Source organism: Streptomyces sp. NPDC031121 (genome assembly GCF_055570615.1).
The window spans coordinates 309,797-325,254 of sequence record NZ_JBVIGV010000005.1; the positions used below are offsets into that span (position 1 = coordinate 309,797).

Sequence of the window (15,458 nt, forward strand, 5' to 3'; positions counted from 1 at the left end):
ACCAGTGAACCCCGTACTGACCGCCCGCATTCCGGGCTCCAAGAGCATCACCAACCGCGCGCTGCTCCTCGCGGCCGCCGCCGACGGGGTCTCGCTGCTGCGCGCCCCGCTCGTCAGCGACGACACCCTCGCCTTCCGCGAGGCGCTCGCCGGGCTCGGCGTGCACATCGAGGCCGAGGGCGGCGACGCGGCCTGGAAGGTCGCCGGAACCGGCGGCGCCCCCGCCGCCGGCGGCTCCGTGTGGTGCGAGGACGCCGGCACCGCCGCCCGCTTCCTGCCGCCCTTCGCGGCCGCCGGCCGCGGCACTTTCACCTTCGACGGCACCGGCCAGCTGCGGGCCCGCCCGCTGCGCCCCCTCGCCGAGGCGCTCCGCCGGCTCGGCGCGCCCGCCGAGGTGTCGGAGCCGGTCGGCGGGCTGCCGATGACCGTCCGCGCCGGCGGGCTGCCCGGCGGCGACCTGGCCGTCGACGCCTCGCTGAGCAGCCAGTACCTGACGGGCCTGCTGATGGCGGGCCCGCTGATGCGCGAGCCGCTGACCGTGCGCGGCGCCGGGCTGGTCAGCCGCCCCTACATCGACATGACGAAGGCGCTGATGCGCCACTTCGGCGCGTACGTGGACGAGTTCGGGGACGGCGTGATCCAGGTGCTGCCGGGCGGCTACCGGGCCGCGCAGCTCGACGTCGAGCCGGACGCCTCCACCGCCTCGTACTTCTTCGCGGCGGCGGCCGTCACCGGCACCACCGTGGCCGTGCCGGGCCTCGGGCGCTCCAGCGTCCAGGGCGACCTCCGCTTCGTCGAGGTGCTGCGCCGGGCCGGGGCCCGCGTCGAGATCGGCGAGGACACGACCACCGTCACCGGGACGGGCGCCCTCCGCGGCGGCTTCGACGTCGACATGGGCGACATCTCGGACACGTTCATGACGCTGGGCGCGATCGCCCCGCTCGCCGACGCCCCGATCACCGTGCACGGCATCGGGCACGCCCGGCTGAAGGAGTCCGACCGGATCGCCGCCGTCGAGGAGAACCTGCGCGCCTGCGGCATCCGCACCGAGTCCGGCCCGGACCGGATCACCATCCACCCGGGGACCCCGGCGCCCGCCCGGATCGCCTGCCGCCGGGACCACCGGATCGCGATGGCGTTCTCCGTGCTGGGCCTGCGCACCGCCGGCATCACGCTCGACGACCCGGCGTGCGTCGGCAAGACCTTCCCCGGCTTCCACGCCGAACTGGGCCGGCTCTTCCCGGCCCACGCGGGCACGGCCCGCCACTGACAACGAGAGGAAGGGAGACGCCCATGGCCGGGATACTCATCGCCGGCGGCGGCATCGGCGGCCTCGCCGCGGCGCTCGGGCTGGCCCGGCGCGGGCACCGGGTCACGGTCCTGGAGCGCCGGGAGGTCTTCACCGAGGTCGGCGCCGGCATCCAGCTCGGCCCGAACGCCTTCCGGGCGCTGGACCTGCTCGGCGTGGGCCGGGAGGTCCGCGACCGGGCGGTCGTCGTCGACGAGCTGCGCTTCATGGACGGCACGACCGGCGAGCAGGTCGCCGCGATGCCGGTCGGGGAGGAGTACCGGGCCCGCTTCGGCAGCCCGTACGCCGTCGTGCACCGCGTGGACCTGTACCTGCCGCTGCTGGAGGCCGTCCGCCGGCACCCCGGCGTGGAGCTGCTGGGCCGCCACCGCGTCGTCGGCTACGAGCAGCGGGCCGGGACGGCCACCGCGGTCCTGGCCGACGGCCGCCGCGTCACCGGCGACGCCCTGATCGGCGCCGACGGGCTGCACTCGGCGGTGCGGCGGCAGCTCGTCGGGGACGGTGCGCCCCGGGTGTCGGGGCACACCATCTACCGCACGGTGATCCCCGCGGAGCTGGTCCCGCGGGAGCTCCGGCCGAACGCGGTGACGCTGTGGGCCGGCCCGAAGTGGCACTTCGTCCACTACCCCGTCTCCTCGGGCCGGCACGTGAACCTCGCCGCGACCCGCGACGACGGCGCCGCCGAGGCGGTGGCGGGCGTCCGGGTCGGCGACGGCGACGTCCTGGCGGCCTTCCCCGAGCTGTCGGGCGCCGCCCGCCGGCTGCTGGAGCTGGGCCGGGACTGGAAGGCGTGGGTGCTGTGCGACCGCGACCCGGTCGACCGGTGGACCGAGGGCCGCGTCGCCCTCCTCGGCGACGCCGCGCACCCGATGCTCCAGTACGCCGCCCAGGGGGCCTGCCAGGCCGTCGAGGACGCGGTGGTGCTGTCCGGGCTGCTCGACGGCTGCCCGGCCGATTTCGAGCAGCGCCTGGAGAAGTACGGTGCGGCCCGCCGCGAACGCACCGCCCGCGTGCAGCTGGTGGCCCGCGAGATGGGCCGCCGCCTCTACCACGCCGCCGGCCCGGCCCGCCCGGAGCGCAACGCCCTGCTGGCGTCCCTGTCCCCGGAGGCCATGTACGACCGGGTGTCCTGGCTCCACGGCCCCGGGGGCTTCGACCCGGCCGCTCCGGAGGCCGGCTGAGCACGTGCCGCGAGGGGCGGCGGGGACACGACTCCGTGTCCCCGCCGCCCCTTCGGCGGCTTCCGGCCCGGCCGGGTCAGAAGGTGAGGACGATCTTGCCGGTGGCGCGCTGGGACTGGCTCAGCTCGTGCGCCTTGCGGACGTCCTGGAGGGGGAAGGTGCCGGCGACAAGCGGGCGCAGCCGGCCCTCCTCGGCGAGGGACGCCACCTGCTCCAGGACCGCGTGGTCGGGCGCCACGTTGACGGTGATGCCGCGCAGCCCCAGGGCCTCCGCCTTGGCCCTGATCTCGTCCAGGGCGAGCGGGTTGATCACGCCGATGTACGTGCCGCCGGGGCGCAGGGTGCGCAGGGAGCGGTCCTCGTACTCGCCGCCGATCAGGTCGAGGACGACGTCGACGTCCTTGACGGCCTCGGTGAAGTCCACCGCGGTGTAGTCGACGACCTCGTCGGCGCCGAGCTCGCGCAGCACGTCGTGCTTGGCGGCGCTGGCGGTGCCGATGACGTACGCCCCGCGGGCCTTGGCGATCTGCACGGCGAGGTGGCCGACGCCGCCGGCCGCCGCGTGGACCAGGACGCGCTGGCCGGGCTGGACGTCCGCGCCGTCGACGAGCGCCTGCCAGGCCGTCAGCGCGGCCATCGGCAGGGCGGCCGCCTGCACGTGGTCGAGGGCGGACGGCTTGCGGGCGAAGTGGCGGGCGGGCCCGGCGACGTACTCGGAGTACCCGGCGGCCTCGTTCGGGAAGGCGGGCAGGCCGAAGACCTCGTCGCCGACCTTGAAGCGGTTCTCGCCGGGCGAGACGGCCACGACCGTGCCGGACACGTCCCAGCCGACGCCGAACGGCGGCGTCAGCCACAAACCGTATTCACGGATCTTCCAGTCGATCGGATTCACGCCGGCGGCGTGCGTCTTTACCAGAATTTCGGTGGCATTGGGAGCGGGGATCGGAGAATCCGTCAGGTTGAGGACTTCGGCGCCGCCGAGGGCTTCCTGACGCACCGTGCGCATGGTTTCTGTCATGCATTCCATGATCTGCGCGCACGTGTCCCGTTGTAAAGCCGGGCACCGTCGATATCCGGCCATTCGCGTTTTCCCGCGACCTGACACAGCGGCCGGAAATTGTTTCTGCTTCGCAGAACTCCGGCGCAATGCTCTGCGATATGACTCAGCTTCGATCGCTTGGTTCGGCCGGCCCCGAGGTTTCCGCTCTCGGCCTCGGCCTGATGTCCATGTCCGACTTCTACGGCCCCGCCGACCGGGCCGAGGGGGTCGCCACCGCGCACGCCGCCATCGAGGCGGGCATCACCCTCCTCGACACCGGCGACTTCTACGGCAGCGGCCACAACGAGCTGCTGGTGCGCGAGGTGCTGCAGAGCCACGACCGCGAGCAGCTCACCCTCAGCGTCAAGTTCGGCGTCCTGCGCGACCCGGCGGGCGGCATCCTCGGCGTGGACAACCGCCCGGAGGCGGTCAAGAACTCCCTGGCGCAGACCCTCCAGCGGCTCGGCACCGACTACGTCGACGTCTACCGCCCGGCCCGCCTGGACCCGGCGGTCCCGATCGAGGAGACCATCGGCGCGATCAAGGAGATGGTCGAGGCCGGCTACGTCCGCCACATCGGCCTGTCCGAGATCGGCGCGGAGACCCTGCGCCGCGCCTCCGCCGTGCACCCGATCGCGGACCTCCAGATCGAGTACTCGCTGCTGTCCCGCTCGATCGAGGACGAGATCCTGCCGACCGCCCGCGAGCTGGGCACGGCCGTCACCGCGTACGGCGTCCTCGCCCGCGGCCTGCTGTCGGGCCGCTGGAACCACCAGCGCGCCACCGCCAAGGACGACGGCCGCAGCAGCTTCCCGCGCTTCAGCGGCGAGAACCTCGACCGCAACCTCCGGCTGGTCGCCGCGCTCGGCAAGGTCGCCGAGGCCAAGGGCGTCACCACCTCGCAGCTGGCGATCGGCTGGGCCATGGCGCAGGGCAAGGACATCGTCCCCGTCGTCGGCTCCCGCCGCCGCGACCAGCTGGCCGAGGCCCTCGGCGCGCTCTCGCTGGAGCTGACCGCCGAGGACGTCGCCGAGATCGAGCGGGCCGTTCCCGCCGAGGAGGTCGCCGGCACCCGCTTCGACGCCGAGGGCATGGCCATGCTCGACAGCGAGAAGAAGTCCGGCGCCGCGGGCCAGGCGGGCTGATCCGTGGTGCAGATCGGCAGCGCCGCCCAGTGGGAGGCCGACAAGCTCGACGTCCCGGCGTACCTGGACCGCCTGGGCGTCGCGGGCCCGCTGGAGCCGACCGCGGAGACCCTGCGCAGGCTGCACCGGGCGCACGCCCTGGCCATCCCGTTCGAGAACCTCGACATCCTGCTGGGCCGCGGCATCGACATCGGCATCGAGGCCGTCCAGGACAAGCTGGTGCGCCGGCGGCGCGGCGGCTACTGCTACGAGCACAACATGCTCTTCGCAGTGCTGCTGGAGCGGCTCGGCTTCGAGGTGACCCGCCTGTACGCCCGCCCGGTCCTGGACGCGCCGAAGCCGCTGCCGCGGACGCACCTGATGCTGAGCGTGGCCGTCGGCGGGGAGACCTGGCTCGCCGACGTCGGCTTCGGCGACGAGGGCCCGCTGGAGCCGGTCCTCGTCCGCGACGGCACCGTCTCCGAGCAGGGCGGCTGGACGTACCGGCTCGCCCGCGCGGAGGGCTCCGACAAGGAGTGGGTGCTCTGGCTCCAGCGGGGGGACGGCTGGTTCCCGCTGTACTGGTACGCCACGGAGGGCCACCACCACATCGACTGCGTGGTCGCCAACCACTTCATCTCGACGCACTCCAGCTCGCCCTTCACCGGGCGGGTCTTCCTGGAGCGCATCGCGGAGGACTGGCGGCTGAACCTCAACCACCGCAGGCTCACGCTGACCCGCTCCGACGGGAGCAGCGAGGTCCGGTACATCGCGGACGACGAGGTCCGCTCGCTGCTGGACGAGCGGTTCGACATCGAGCTGACGGAGGACGAGGCCAAGGCCGTGACCGCGGCCCTGCCCGCGCCGCCGGCCGGGGACGCCTGACCCGCCTCCCCCTCCGCCGCACCGCCCGCGGGGCCCGCGGCGCACACCCTCCCGGTGCGCGCCGCGGGCCCCGCTTCGTCGTGCCCCCGTCCGCAGCGGGCCCGGGCGCGGAAGGACCCCGGACATGCCGAACGGGCCCGGCGGGGGGATTCGCCGGGCCCGTTCGGGCGCCACAGGGGGAAGGGGCGGAAAGGGGTTCAGCGCGTTCAGCGGGGCTGGACGGCGATGCGGGTGCCCTTGCCGGTGGAGGCGCCGCCGGTGACGTAGGAGCCGTCCAGGCCGTGGATCTTGTACGCGAAGTCGAAGTTCGCCGTGTTCCGGCCGGTGACGGTGATGTTGGCCTGGAACGTGATGGTGGAGTTGGCCTTGCCGTCCGCGCCGAGCAGCAGGGCGGTGTCGGTGTCGGAGTAGGTGCCGCAGCCGGTCTGCTTCCACTCGCCGTGCGAGGCCGTGGTGGTGTTGTTCGGCGAGGTGAAGTTGACCGTGCCGGCCGTCGCGTAGGCGCTGCCGTGGTAGCTGCCGAGGAAGGTCTCCCCGGTGTTGTCGTCCACGACCTTCCAGCTGCCCGGGAGGGTCAGGCAGCCGTTGGTGCCGTCGGCGGCGGCGTTCGCCGAGCCCGTGACGGCCGTCGCGGTGGCGAGCGCGGCGACGCCCGCGAGTACGCCGACCTTGATACGGGTGCTCTTGCGCATGTGGATCTCTCCCATGGATTCGAAAACGGATGTTACCGGGGCCGGCGGTGAACGCGGCGGCTTCGATTTCCATGATGGGCCGTCGAATTCGCGTGCGGTATGGACCACGTGGCGATTCGTCAAGTCTGCGTAAAGGGAATTGCAGCGCCTGCCGGGCGTCGCCGAAACCGCCCGGGATCCGGCCTGAAAAGGGCCTCCCAAGGCCCTCCGTGCGCCTGCGGAGCCTGTGGAAGGCCCCCGGTGAAGGGGGCCGCGGAAAAGCCCCGCAGGCGCGCCGGGAAAGCGGCCGCGGGCAGAGAAAAGGGCCCTGCGCCGCATCCGGATCCGGGTGCGGCGCAGGGCCTGGCGGCGGCGGGAGGGGCGGGGCCTCAGTCGATCTGCATGACGATGCGGATGGCGGGGTCCACGGCCGGCTGCTTCGGCATCGTGTCGAGGACGATCCCGAAGTGCTCCTCGTACGCGGCCCGCAGGGCGGCGTCGTCGGGCAGCTCGACGGTCTCCCGGCCGGCCGGGGTCGTGCGGGTGAGCTCGCGGCCGTTGATCGTGACGCGGCCGTCCTCCTTCTGGTGGGAGACGATCAGGTTGTGCAGGAAGACCGAGTCGGGCGCGGTCCGGTACCACCACAGCGTCGGGAGGAAGTCCTCGATCCGCACGGGCCGCTCGTCGAGCCGGTACTGGATGCCGCCGTTCAGCTCGACCTGGATGCCGCCCTCCTCGGGCCGCACCACCCGGTAGTCGCCGTGCGGGTCCTTCTGGACCTCGGAGCTGCCGATCGGGAGCGGGAAGCGGCTGTTCTTGCCGAAGCCGACGTCGACCAGCCACTCCTCCCCGTCCAGGTCGACCTGCAGCGCCAGGTGGCACAGCGGGGCGCCGAACGCGCCGCCGAGGAAGACCTGCCCGGAGAGGATCTCCACCCGGTAGCCGAGGGCCTCCAGGAGGTGCCCGAAGGAGGGGTTCAGCTCGTAGCAGCCGCCGCCGCGCCGCCGGGTGACGATCTTGTCGTAGAGGAACTCGCGGTCCAGGCCCAGTTCGGCGCCCTCGACGTGGTAGTCGATGTTCTCGAAGGGCACCGACAGCACGTGGCGCTCCTGGAGGTGCCGCAGGCCGTGGATGTCGGCGCGCTCGGGCCGGCGGGCGCCGATCCGCTCCAGGTAGGCGTCCACCATCGCGTCGCTGAGCATGCCTGTCGTCTCCTTCGTCATCGGGCCCCCCTCACCGGGCACGCCACCCGGTCGGCGGGATGTTGTGGTTCACGCGGAACACGTTCTGCGGGTCGTAGGCGTCCTTGGCGGCGGTGAGCCGCTCGTACGTCTGCGGGTCGTACGCGGAGCGCAGGTGCTCGGGCGAGCTCTCCAGTGCGCTGATGAAGCTGAGGAACGGGCCGCCGATCCGCCACGGCTCCATCGCCTCCATCAGCCGCTCCTGGAACTCCCGTACGTCCTGCACGTGTTCGGGCCATACCGGCGCGCCCGCGAACAGGGTGTACGCGGTGTCCCGGTGCGGGACGGCGTTGGGGTGCTCGGGCTGCCGGCCCAGCGCGCCGCCGAGGTGGCGCAGCTCGATGCCGGGCCGGACGGCGTCCGCGCCCTCCTTGATCAGCGGGATCAGGGTGGCGATGGCGGCGTCGTCGAGCTCGCGGATGCGGGTGGAGCGCTCGAAGTACACGGCGGGGACCGTGGGGTCCATGTTGATGTCGGCGACGTCCGTGTACGGCATGTCGGCGACCGTGTCGAGGACCGGCTCGACCAGCTCGCGCAGCGGGCGCACCAGCTCGGCGCCCTCCTCGTTCGAGCCGTTGAACGCGATCCGGATGTGGGCGAGGAAGCGCCCCCGCACCGGCTCCGGCAGGACGTCGATGTCGGGGAAGCGCATGACGGCGATCGAGGACTGCATCGCGTCCGGCAGGGTCTGCGTCCAGTCGCGCCAGGCCGGCAGGATCCGCTCGATGTGCTCGCCGGGCAGGAACAGGCCGCCGCCGTACAGCCGGGAGACCGGGAAGAGGCCGATCTCGATCGAGGTGATCACACCGAAGTTGCCCTTGCCGCCGCGCTGCGCCCAGAACAGGTCGGGGTGGTCGTCGGGGGACACGTGGCGCAGCTCGCCGTCCGCGGTGACCAGGTCGAAGTTCCTGACGTGGTCGGCGGCGTAGCCGTAGGAGCGGCCGAGCGGGCCGAGGCCGCCGCCGAGGTGGTACGAGACCACGCCGACGCCGGGTGAGGCGCCGTTGAGGGGGGCCAGCCCGAAGGGGGCGGCCTCCTGGATGACGCGGCTCCACTGGGCGCCGGGCTCGATGCGGGCGGTGCGGGTGCGCGGGTCGACGCGGACGCCGGTGAGGTTGCGGGTGTTGATCAGCAGGGCGCCGTCGGCGGGCACGGACACGCCGTGGCCGGTCGCCTGGACGGCGACGGCGAGGCCGCTGCGGGAGGCGAAGCGGACGGCGGCGATGATGTCGGCGGTGCCGTCGGCGACGACCACGGCGGCGGGCCGGGTCTGCGGCAGGATCCGGTTGAAGCCGAGGGTCTCCTCCTCGTACCCGTCGGTGCCGGGCAGCAGCAGCGGGCCGCGCAGCTCGGCGCCGAGTGCGGACAGGTCGGTGGTGGACACGGAGGTTCCCTTCTCTAACGGGTGGTTCACTGCGCCGCCTTGCCGGAGATGCGCAGGGAGGGGAGGGTGAGGGCGGTCAGCAGGACCACGCCGCCGCCGATCCAGGCGACCGTGGTGAGCTCGATGTTGTCGACGACGAGGCCGCCGACGAGCGCGCCGAGCGCGATGGACAGGTTGAAGACGGACACCCACAGGGCGGAGGCGGCCTCCATCGAGTCGGGCGCGTACTTCAGCATCCACGTCTGCAGGCTGACGGAGACGCCGCCGAAGGCCAGGCCCCACAGGATGAGCAGGGCGATGCCGCCGGCCTGGCTCTCGCCGAGGACGGGGAAGAGCAGCATCGCGGCGGCGAGCGCGGCGATGATGACGGTCATGGTCCGGGCGAGGTTCTTGGAGACGGCCGCGCCGGCGACGAAGTTGCCGATGATGCCGGCGACGCCGAAGCCGAGCAGCAGGAGGCTGATCAGGTCCTCGTCGATGCCGGAGACCTGCTGGAGCATGGGGCTGACGTAGGTGTACGCGGCCAGGTGGCCGGTGACGATCAGCGCGGTGGCGATGATGCCGGCGCGGACGCCGCGGTTGCCGAACTGGGCGATGAGCTCGGGGACGCTGACCGGCTTGGTGGCGGGCAGCTTCGGCAGCAGCACGAGCAGGGCGACGAGGACTGCGAAGGCGAGCACGCCGAGCACGGCGAACGCGGTGCGCCAGCCGGCGAGACCGCCGATCAGGGTGCCGGTGGGCACGCCGAGGACGTTCGCCGCGGCGACGCCGCCGAAGATGAGCGCGGTGGCCCGGGGGATCGCCGCGGGCTGGACCAGGCGGAAGGCGAGGCCGCCCGCGATGGCCCAGAAGCCGCCGATGGTGACGCCGACGAGCACGCGCGAGGCGAGCAGGACGCCGAAGCTCGGGGCGAGGACGGTGACCAGGTTGGCGACGGCCATGACGGTCATCAGGCCGACGAGCAGGAACCGGCGGTCCATGCGGCCGACGACGACCGGGACGAGCGGCGCCGACAGCGCGGCGACCAGGCCGGGCACGGTGACCATGAGGCCGGCGGTGCCCTCGGAGACCTGGAGGGCGGAGCCGACGGAGGTGAGCAGGCCGATCGGCAGCTGCTCGGCGGTGACCAGGGTGAAGATGCCGACCGCGACGGAGACGACCGCGAACCACGCCTTCAGCGTGGTGGGCTCCTCCGCCTGCGGCGGTGCTGCGGTGTCGGCGGGTGTGTCGAGTGTTGCCATGGCAAGAACCTCATTCGTGTCTGACGGGGGGCGGGGGCCGCCCTGCGGGGAGGCGGCGGGGCGGCCGCGTGTCGGGTCTCGTGTGCGGGGCGGCGCCCGTTCAGGTGCGCGGGACCCACCCGGCGTCGTCCCAGAACCGCAGCTGCCGCGCCTTGGAGGTGGCCTCGATCCGGGCGGCCGGCTCGCCGCCGAGGACGAGCGTGCTGGGCGTCCCGGGGTCGAAGACCGGCCACGGCGGGGCGGCGGGGGCGGAGGGGACGCCGTCCCGGGCGAACGCGGCGACCAGGTCCATGAAGGTCTCGGAGACGGCGCGCTCGCCCGGCCCGTCGTGGAACAGCGGGATCTCCGGCGGCACCGGGTAGGTGGCGGCGATCGCGGCGGTGTCGGCGTACGTGCCGAACAGGAACGGCGAGGTCGCCTCGTGCGGGGTGCCGTGGTGCGGGGCGCGCACCGGGTGGGCGAACTCCATGACGTACTGCGGGGAGGTGCCGTGCCGGGCGTGCCGCTCGGACAGCCGGACGATCTGGTAGCGGAACAGGGCGTCGCCCCAGATCTCCGTCCACAGCGACAGCGGGTCCTGCGGGAGCCCCTCGGCTTCGGCGGCTTCCCGGTAGGCGGCGATGCAGGAGTCGACGAGCTCGTCGGTGACCTTGGCGGAGCCCTTGTCGAGGACGCCGCGGACGGCCTCGCGCAGTTCGGCCGCGTCGGCGGGCGGCGGGGTCGGGGTCGGCTGCGGCGGGCAGGGGCCGGTGTAGAAGGAGCCCTCGGTACGGGTGTGCACCGCCATGATCGGCACGTCCGGGGTGGGCAGCTCCCAGTCGAAGGCGCTCATCCAGCGGCCGTCGACGACGGGGCCGCGGAACTCGCGGGCGGAGGCGACCTCCCGGCCGCCGGGCAGGCCCCCGAAGACGTCCTCCCAGGCGTTCATGAGGTCGGCGGCGGGCACCTCGCGCAGGCCTGCGACGGTGGTGCCGAGCCGGCGGGCGACGCCCTCGTAGGCGAGGCGGGCGTCGGCCGGGGTCAGCGAGGTGGACGGCTCCCACACGTGGCAGGCGCTGATCGGGACGATCCGGCGGATGATGCCGCGCAGTTCCGGCAGCAGGGCCAGCTGCCAGGCGCTGGCGCCGCCCGCGGAAGTGCCGGCGAGGGTGATGTTGCCGGGGTCGCCGCCGAACGCGGCGGCGTTGGCGTGCACCCAGCGCAGCAGGGCCGCCTGGTCCTGGAGGCCCCAGTCGGCGAAGTCGCCGGTCTCCGGGTCGGTGAACTCCTCGTGCAGGCCGAAGCCCAGTGCGCCGAGGCGGTAGTTGAAGGTGACGACGACCAGGTCGCCGCGGTCGGCGAGGCGCGCGCCGTCGTACACGGGCAGGCTGCCGCCGCCGACCATCCAGCCGCCGCCGTGGATGTAGACGAGCACCGGGCGGGGCCGGTCCGGGCCGGTGCCGGGCGTCCACACGTTGGCGTACAGGGAGTCCTCGGAGCTGCCGGGGATGATCGGCTGGAGGGACTCGGGGGCGAAGGAGCGGGCGTCGCGGACCCCGCTCCAGGGGACGGGCGGGCGCGGCGAGGCGAAGCGCAGGGCGCCGACCGGGGGCTGGGCGTAGGGCACGCCGCGGAAGACGGACAGCCGTCCGGCGCGCTCTCCGGCGACCGTGCCGGCGGTGGTGCGGACCAGCACGTCCCCGTCTTCCGGCGAGGGGCTGTGGGCGGCGGAAGGGGCCATGGCCGTGATTTCTCCATCGTCATCGGCGGGCGGGCAGTCACACCGACTCATCGAAAACGCCGCGTCGGATGACTCTGGACCCTCAGATGCTGGTAAGCGCGCGCGGGGACGGCAACGCGCGGCGGGGCACTTTGTCAGGTGCTGCCTTGTCCGTCAGCTCGGCGGGCCGCCCGCGGGTGCGCGTGTATTTTCGTTCGTCGTACGCTGCCGGGTTCGAATGGTCAAGGAGACAGCAATGCTCGACGACGCGGGAGTGGCCGAATACCTCGGGCGGATCGGTGCGGAAAAGCCGCGGAAAGCGGATCTGGAAGGGCTTCGGCACCTCCAGGAGCGGCACGTCCTGACGGTGCCGTTCGAAAACATCGACTACCACCTCGGGCGGGAGATACACCTCGGCGAGGGGGCCGTCGACAAGATCGTGCGGCAGCGCCGCGGCGGCGGCTGCTACGAGGTGAACTCCGCCTTCGCCGAGCTGCTGCGGGCGCTCGGCCACACGGTGGAGATCCTGCCGGGCCGGGTGCACCGGCCGGACGGGCTGGGCCCCGCGATGTGTCACCTCGCGCTGCGGGTGACGCTGGACGGCGAGCCCTGGCTGGTGGACGCCGGCTTCGGCCGCAACAGCCGCCACCCGCTCCGCCTGGCCAGCTCTGACGTGCAGAAAGACCCGCACGGCGAGTATCTCGTCACCCCCGTCGAGGGCGGCGGCACCGACGTGCTGCTCGACGGCCGGCCCCTGTACCGGCTCGATGACCGGCCGTGCCGCCTCGGTGATTTCGCGCCGACCCTGTGGTGGTGGCGCAGCTGCCCCGACTCGCCGTTCCTCCAGGAGCTGTTCTGCTCGATGCCGCTGGCCGGCGGCCGCGTCACGCTGAAGAACAGGCGCCTGGTCAGGGTGGACGGCGGGCAGCGCACGATCGAGCCGCTCGACACGGACGCGGCCGTCCTCGACGCCTACCGCACCCACTTCGGAATCGACCTCGACGAACTCCCCGAAGGAGATGGCGTGAAGCGGACGGTCGGGATCCAGCTGACCTGACACAGACAGTTGACGGACTCAGCGGAATAACGTGGACCGCCTCCCCGGCACCGGCGCACGATGCGGAGAGTACGGCGGTACTCCGTACCCGGAAGGAGCATTCGTGTCCACCGTTGATCCCCTGCTGGAATTTCCCCTCGACACCCAGCCGGACCCCGACGAATTCCTGCGCGCCGCCCTGCGGTGGCATTTCTCCCCGGAAACGGGTTCGCCGTTCTGGCTCGAGCGCGCGGGAAGTCTCGGTTTCGACCCGCTGGCGGACATCGGCGGATTCGCCGACCTCCGCCGCTTCCCCAACCTCGCCAACGAACTCCGCGACGTCCGCGCGGAGGACCTCATACCCCGCGGCTACGGCGACCGCCCCGACGTGGTCGGCGTGTACGAGAGCGGCGGCACCACCGGCGCTCCCAAGCGCATCGTCCTGCTCCAGGAGTGGCTGGACCGGCTGCTCGCCTGGAGCAGCGGCCAGCTCGACCGCCACGGCGTCCCGCAGGGCGTGAACTGGCTGGTCGTCGCCCCGACCGGCCCGCACATGGTGGGCGACGTGATCAAGCGTCAGACGGCCTTCCGCGGCGGCCTGGCGTTCACCGTCGACCTCGACCCGCGCTGGGTGAAGAAGCTCATCGCGGACGGCAGGACCGCCGAGGCGGGCGCCTACGCCGAGCACATCGTCGACCAGGTGGCCTTCCTGCTCCAGACCCAGGACATCGGCGTCCTGATGTGCACCCCGCCGGTCCTGGAGCGCCTGGCCCGCCGCGACGACCTGGCCAAGCTCATCGACGAGAAGGTCAAGGCCATCAACTGGGTCGGCACGCAGATGGACGCCGACACCCGCTACCTGTACCGCACCGAGGTCTTCCCGAAGGCCCACCTGTACAGCGGCTACGGCTCGACGATGATCCTCGGCAACGCCAGCGAGCGCCCGGGCCTGACCGACGACGACCCGTGCATCTACGACCCGTTCGCCCCGCACATGGTCTTCGACGTCGTCGACCCGGAGACCCGCGAGACCGTCGGGTACGGCGAGCGCGGCCAGGTGGTCATGCACCACGTCAGCAAGAGCCTGTTCATGCCGAACAACCTGGAGCGCGACTACGCGACCCGGGTCCCGGGCCCGGAGGGCGTCTGGCAGATCGGCGACTCCGTCGCCGACATCGCGCCGGTCCAGGAGTTCGACAACGAGACCGTCATCGAGGGGGTCTACTAGTGGAAACCGGCCTGATCACGCTCGACGCGCTCGGGCCCTCCGGTCCCTTCCGCGCCCGCAAGCGGATGACCGTCACCGACGTGGCGGGCGCGCCGGTCGCCGAACTGAGCCTGGTTCCCAAGCTGTTCGTCACCCGCGCCATGGACGCCCTGCGCAAGGCCCGCACCCTGCCGGCCGCCGAGCGGACGGCGGCGCTGGCCCGGGCGGGCCGGATCTTCGCCGAGGAGACGATCGACGGGCTCGACTTCGAGGAGTACCAGCGCACCGTCGCCCGCGTCTCGGGCGTGCCGATGGGCGTCGTGCGGGCGGCGACCGCCGCCATCATCGAGGCCACCGAGGTGGCCCCGGTCGCCGCGTACCAGGCGCGCCCCGTCGGCGCCGTGGACGACTGGCGGGCGGAGGAGACCCGCCGCGGCAGCGCCGTGTGGACCCGCAAGGGCGACGTCTTCGCGGTGCACGCGGCCGGCAACCACCCCGGCCCGCACTCGCTGTGGGTGGAGGCCCTCGCCATGGGCTACCGGGTCGCGGTACGGCCCTCGCGGCGCGAGCCGTTCACCCCGCACCGCCTGATCTCCGCCCTGCGGGCCGCGGGCTTCGGCACCGACCAGGTCGTGCTGCTGCCCACGGACTACGACGCGGCGGACGAGATCCTGCGCAGCGCCGACTACGGCCTGGTGTACGGCGGGGACGAGGTCGTCCGCAAGTACGCGGGCACCCGTGTGCTGCCGCAGGGCCCGGGGCGCTCGAAGATGCTCGTCCCGGCGGGCGCCGACTGGCGCGACCACCTCGACACGATCGTCGACTCGATCGCCCACCAGGGCGGTGTGGCCTGCATCAACGCCACCACCGTGCTGGTGGAGGGGGACCCGGGGCCGCTGGCGCAGGCGATCGCCGAGCGGCTCGCCGCCATCCCGAGCCTGCCGCCGGAGGACGAGAAGGCGGTCCTGGCGGTGCAGCCGGCGGAGGGCGCCCGCAAGCTGGAGGCGTTCCTCCTGGCCCGCGCCGCGGGCACGACTGCGCACCTGGGCGGCGACGGGGTGGTGGAGGAGCTGGGCGACGGCAGCGCCGTGCTGCGCCCGGCGGTGCACCAGCTGGACCGGCCGGACGCCGAGCAGGCCGGCATCGAACTGCCCTTCCCATGCGTGTGGGTGGCCCCGTGGTCGCCGTCCGACGGGATCGGCCCGCTGCGCAACTCGCTGGTGCTGACGGCGTTCACGGACGACGAGGCGCTGATCGACGAGCTGCTGGCGGAGCCCACCATCAGCAACCTCTACCTGGGCGACCACCCGACCTACTGGATCCGGCCGGGCGTCCCGCACGACAGCTACCTGGGTGAGTTCCTCATGCGGACCAAGACGGTCATCCGCGACTGACGCACCCACGGGTCCGGGCCGCGGCCTGCACAGGGCCGCCGCGGCCC

At 73.1% G+C, this 15,458-nt stretch carries 13 protein-coding genes; 7 read left to right on the plus strand and 6 right to left on the minus strand.

Translation table 11 applies throughout. The features are described 5' to 3' along the window. Nucleotides 1–4: 4 nt before the first annotated feature. Nucleotides 5–1,270 carry a 3-phosphoshikimate 1-carboxyvinyltransferase gene (gene aroA, locus ACZ462_RS11590; protein WP_467805880.1) on the plus strand — a complete coding sequence of 422 codons (1,266 nt, stop codon included), beginning with the start codon at nt 5–7 and terminating at the stop codon, nt 1,268–1,270. Nucleotides 1,271–1,293: 23 nt separating this feature from the next. Then, nucleotides 1,294–2,490, plus strand: a complete 1,197-nt coding sequence (locus ACZ462_RS11595) for a 3-hydroxybenzoate 6-monooxygenase (protein ID WP_467805879.1) — start codon at nt 1,294–1,296, stop codon at nt 2,488–2,490. A gap of 76 nt (nt 2,491–2,566) precedes the next feature. On the opposite strand, the gene ACZ462_RS11600 is transcribed toward ACZ462_RS11595, so the two are convergent. After that, nucleotides 2,567–3,508, minus strand: a complete 942-nt coding sequence (locus ACZ462_RS11600) for an NADP-dependent oxidoreductase (RefSeq protein WP_467805878.1) — start codon at nt 3,506–3,508, stop codon at nt 2,567–2,569. Between the two features lie 140 nt (nt 3,509–3,648). Here ACZ462_RS11600 and ACZ462_RS11605 point away from each other — a divergent pair, with 140 nt between their 5' ends. After that, on the plus strand, nt 3,649–4,674 hold the full coding sequence (locus tag ACZ462_RS11605; RefSeq protein WP_467805877.1) for an aldo/keto reductase: 1,026 nt from the start codon (nt 3,649–3,651) through the stop codon (nt 4,672–4,674). A 3-nt stretch (nt 4,675–4,677) separates the two neighbouring features. After that, on the plus strand, nt 4,678–5,538 hold the full coding sequence (locus tag ACZ462_RS11610; protein WP_467805875.1) for an arylamine N-acetyltransferase family protein: 861 nt from the start codon (nt 4,678–4,680) through the stop codon (nt 5,536–5,538). A gap of 206 nt (nt 5,539–5,744) precedes the next feature. Here ACZ462_RS11610 and ACZ462_RS11615 read toward each other — a convergent pair whose 3' ends face one another. The 5 genes from ACZ462_RS11615 to ACZ462_RS11635 form a co-directional block, all read right to left on the minus strand. Further along, nucleotides 5,745–6,245 carry a hypothetical protein gene (locus ACZ462_RS11615; RefSeq protein WP_467805873.1) on the minus strand — a complete coding sequence of 167 codons (501 nt, stop codon included), beginning with the start codon at nt 6,243–6,245 and terminating at the stop codon, nt 5,745–5,747. 353 nt (nt 6,246–6,598) lie between these two features. Next, the gene (locus tag ACZ462_RS11620) at nt 6,599–7,432 is read right to left on the minus strand and encodes an arylamine N-acetyltransferase family protein (RefSeq protein ID WP_467805872.1); all 834 of its coding nucleotides are present in this window, start codon (nt 7,430–7,432) and stop codon (nt 6,599–6,601) included. A gap of 10 nt (nt 7,433–7,442) precedes the next feature. Beyond that, the gene (locus ACZ462_RS11625) at nt 7,443–8,834 is read right to left on the minus strand and encodes an FAD-binding oxidoreductase (protein ID WP_467805870.1); all 1,392 of its coding nucleotides are present in this window, start codon (nt 8,832–8,834) and stop codon (nt 7,443–7,445) included. Nucleotides 8,835–8,860: 26 nt separating this feature from the next. Further along, the gene (locus tag ACZ462_RS11630) at nt 8,861–10,075 is read right to left on the minus strand and encodes an MFS transporter (RefSeq protein ID WP_467805869.1); all 1,215 of its coding nucleotides are present in this window, start codon (nt 10,073–10,075) and stop codon (nt 8,861–8,863) included. 100 nt (nt 10,076–10,175) lie between these two features. Beyond that, nucleotides 10,176–11,795: a carboxylesterase family protein gene (locus ACZ462_RS11635; protein WP_467805868.1), complete on the minus strand. Its 1,620-nt coding sequence runs from the start codon at nt 11,793–11,795 to the stop codon at nt 10,176–10,178. A 235-nt stretch (nt 11,796–12,030) separates the two neighbouring features. On the opposite strand from ACZ462_RS11635, the gene ACZ462_RS11640 reads away from it, so the two are divergent. The 3 genes from ACZ462_RS11640 to ACZ462_RS11650 all read left to right on the plus strand — a co-directional run bounded on the left by ACZ462_RS11640 (nt 12,031) and on the right by ACZ462_RS11650 (nt 15,411). Beyond that, a complete protein-coding gene (locus ACZ462_RS11640) occupies nt 12,031–12,831 on the plus strand; it encodes an arylamine N-acetyltransferase family protein (protein ID WP_467805866.1) in 801 nt (266 codons plus the stop codon). Between the two features lie 103 nt (nt 12,832–12,934). Next, nucleotides 12,935–14,038, plus strand: coding sequence for a phenylacetate--CoA ligase family protein (locus ACZ462_RS11645; protein WP_467805864.1), 1,104 nt, complete (start codon nt 12,935–12,937; stop codon nt 14,036–14,038). A 65-nt stretch (nt 14,039–14,103) separates the two neighbouring features. After that, on the plus strand, nt 14,104–15,411 hold the full coding sequence (locus tag ACZ462_RS11650) for an aldehyde dehydrogenase family protein (protein ID WP_467805969.1): 1,308 nt from the start codon (nt 14,104–14,106) through the stop codon (nt 15,409–15,411). Nucleotides 15,412–15,458 lie beyond the last annotated feature (47 nt).

Coding starts and splice junctions, on each gene's coding strand:
- ACZ462_RS11635 (WP_467805868.1), bottom strand. CDS start 11,795: ATGGCCCCTTCCGCCGCCCACAGCCCCTCGCCGGAAGACGGGGACGTG.
- ACZ462_RS11595 (WP_467805879.1), top strand. CDS start 1,294: ATGGCCGGGATACTCATCGCCGGCGGCGGCATCGGCGGCCTCGCCGCG.
- ACZ462_RS11650 (WP_467805969.1), top strand. CDS start 14,104: ATGACCGTCACCGACGTGGCGGGCGCGCCGGTCGCCGAACTGAGCCTG.
- ACZ462_RS11620 (WP_467805872.1), bottom strand. CDS start 7,432: ATGACGAAGGAGACGACAGGCATGCTCAGCGACGCGATGGTGGACGCC.
- ACZ462_RS11640 (WP_467805866.1), top strand. CDS start 12,031: ATGCTCGACGACGCGGGAGTGGCCGAATACCTCGGGCGGATCGGTGCG.
- ACZ462_RS11615 (WP_467805873.1), bottom strand. CDS start 6,245: ATGGGAGAGATCCACATGCGCAAGAGCACCCGTATCAAGGTCGGCGTA.
- ACZ462_RS11630 (WP_467805869.1), bottom strand. CDS start 10,075: ATGGCAACACTCGACACACCCGCCGACACCGCAGCACCGCCGCAGGCG.
- ACZ462_RS11600 (WP_467805878.1), bottom strand. CDS start 3,508: ATGACAGAAACCATGCGCACGGTGCGTCAGGAAGCCCTCGGCGGCGCC.
- ACZ462_RS11605 (WP_467805877.1), top strand. CDS start 3,649: ATGACTCAGCTTCGATCGCTTGGTTCGGCCGGCCCCGAGGTTTCCGCT.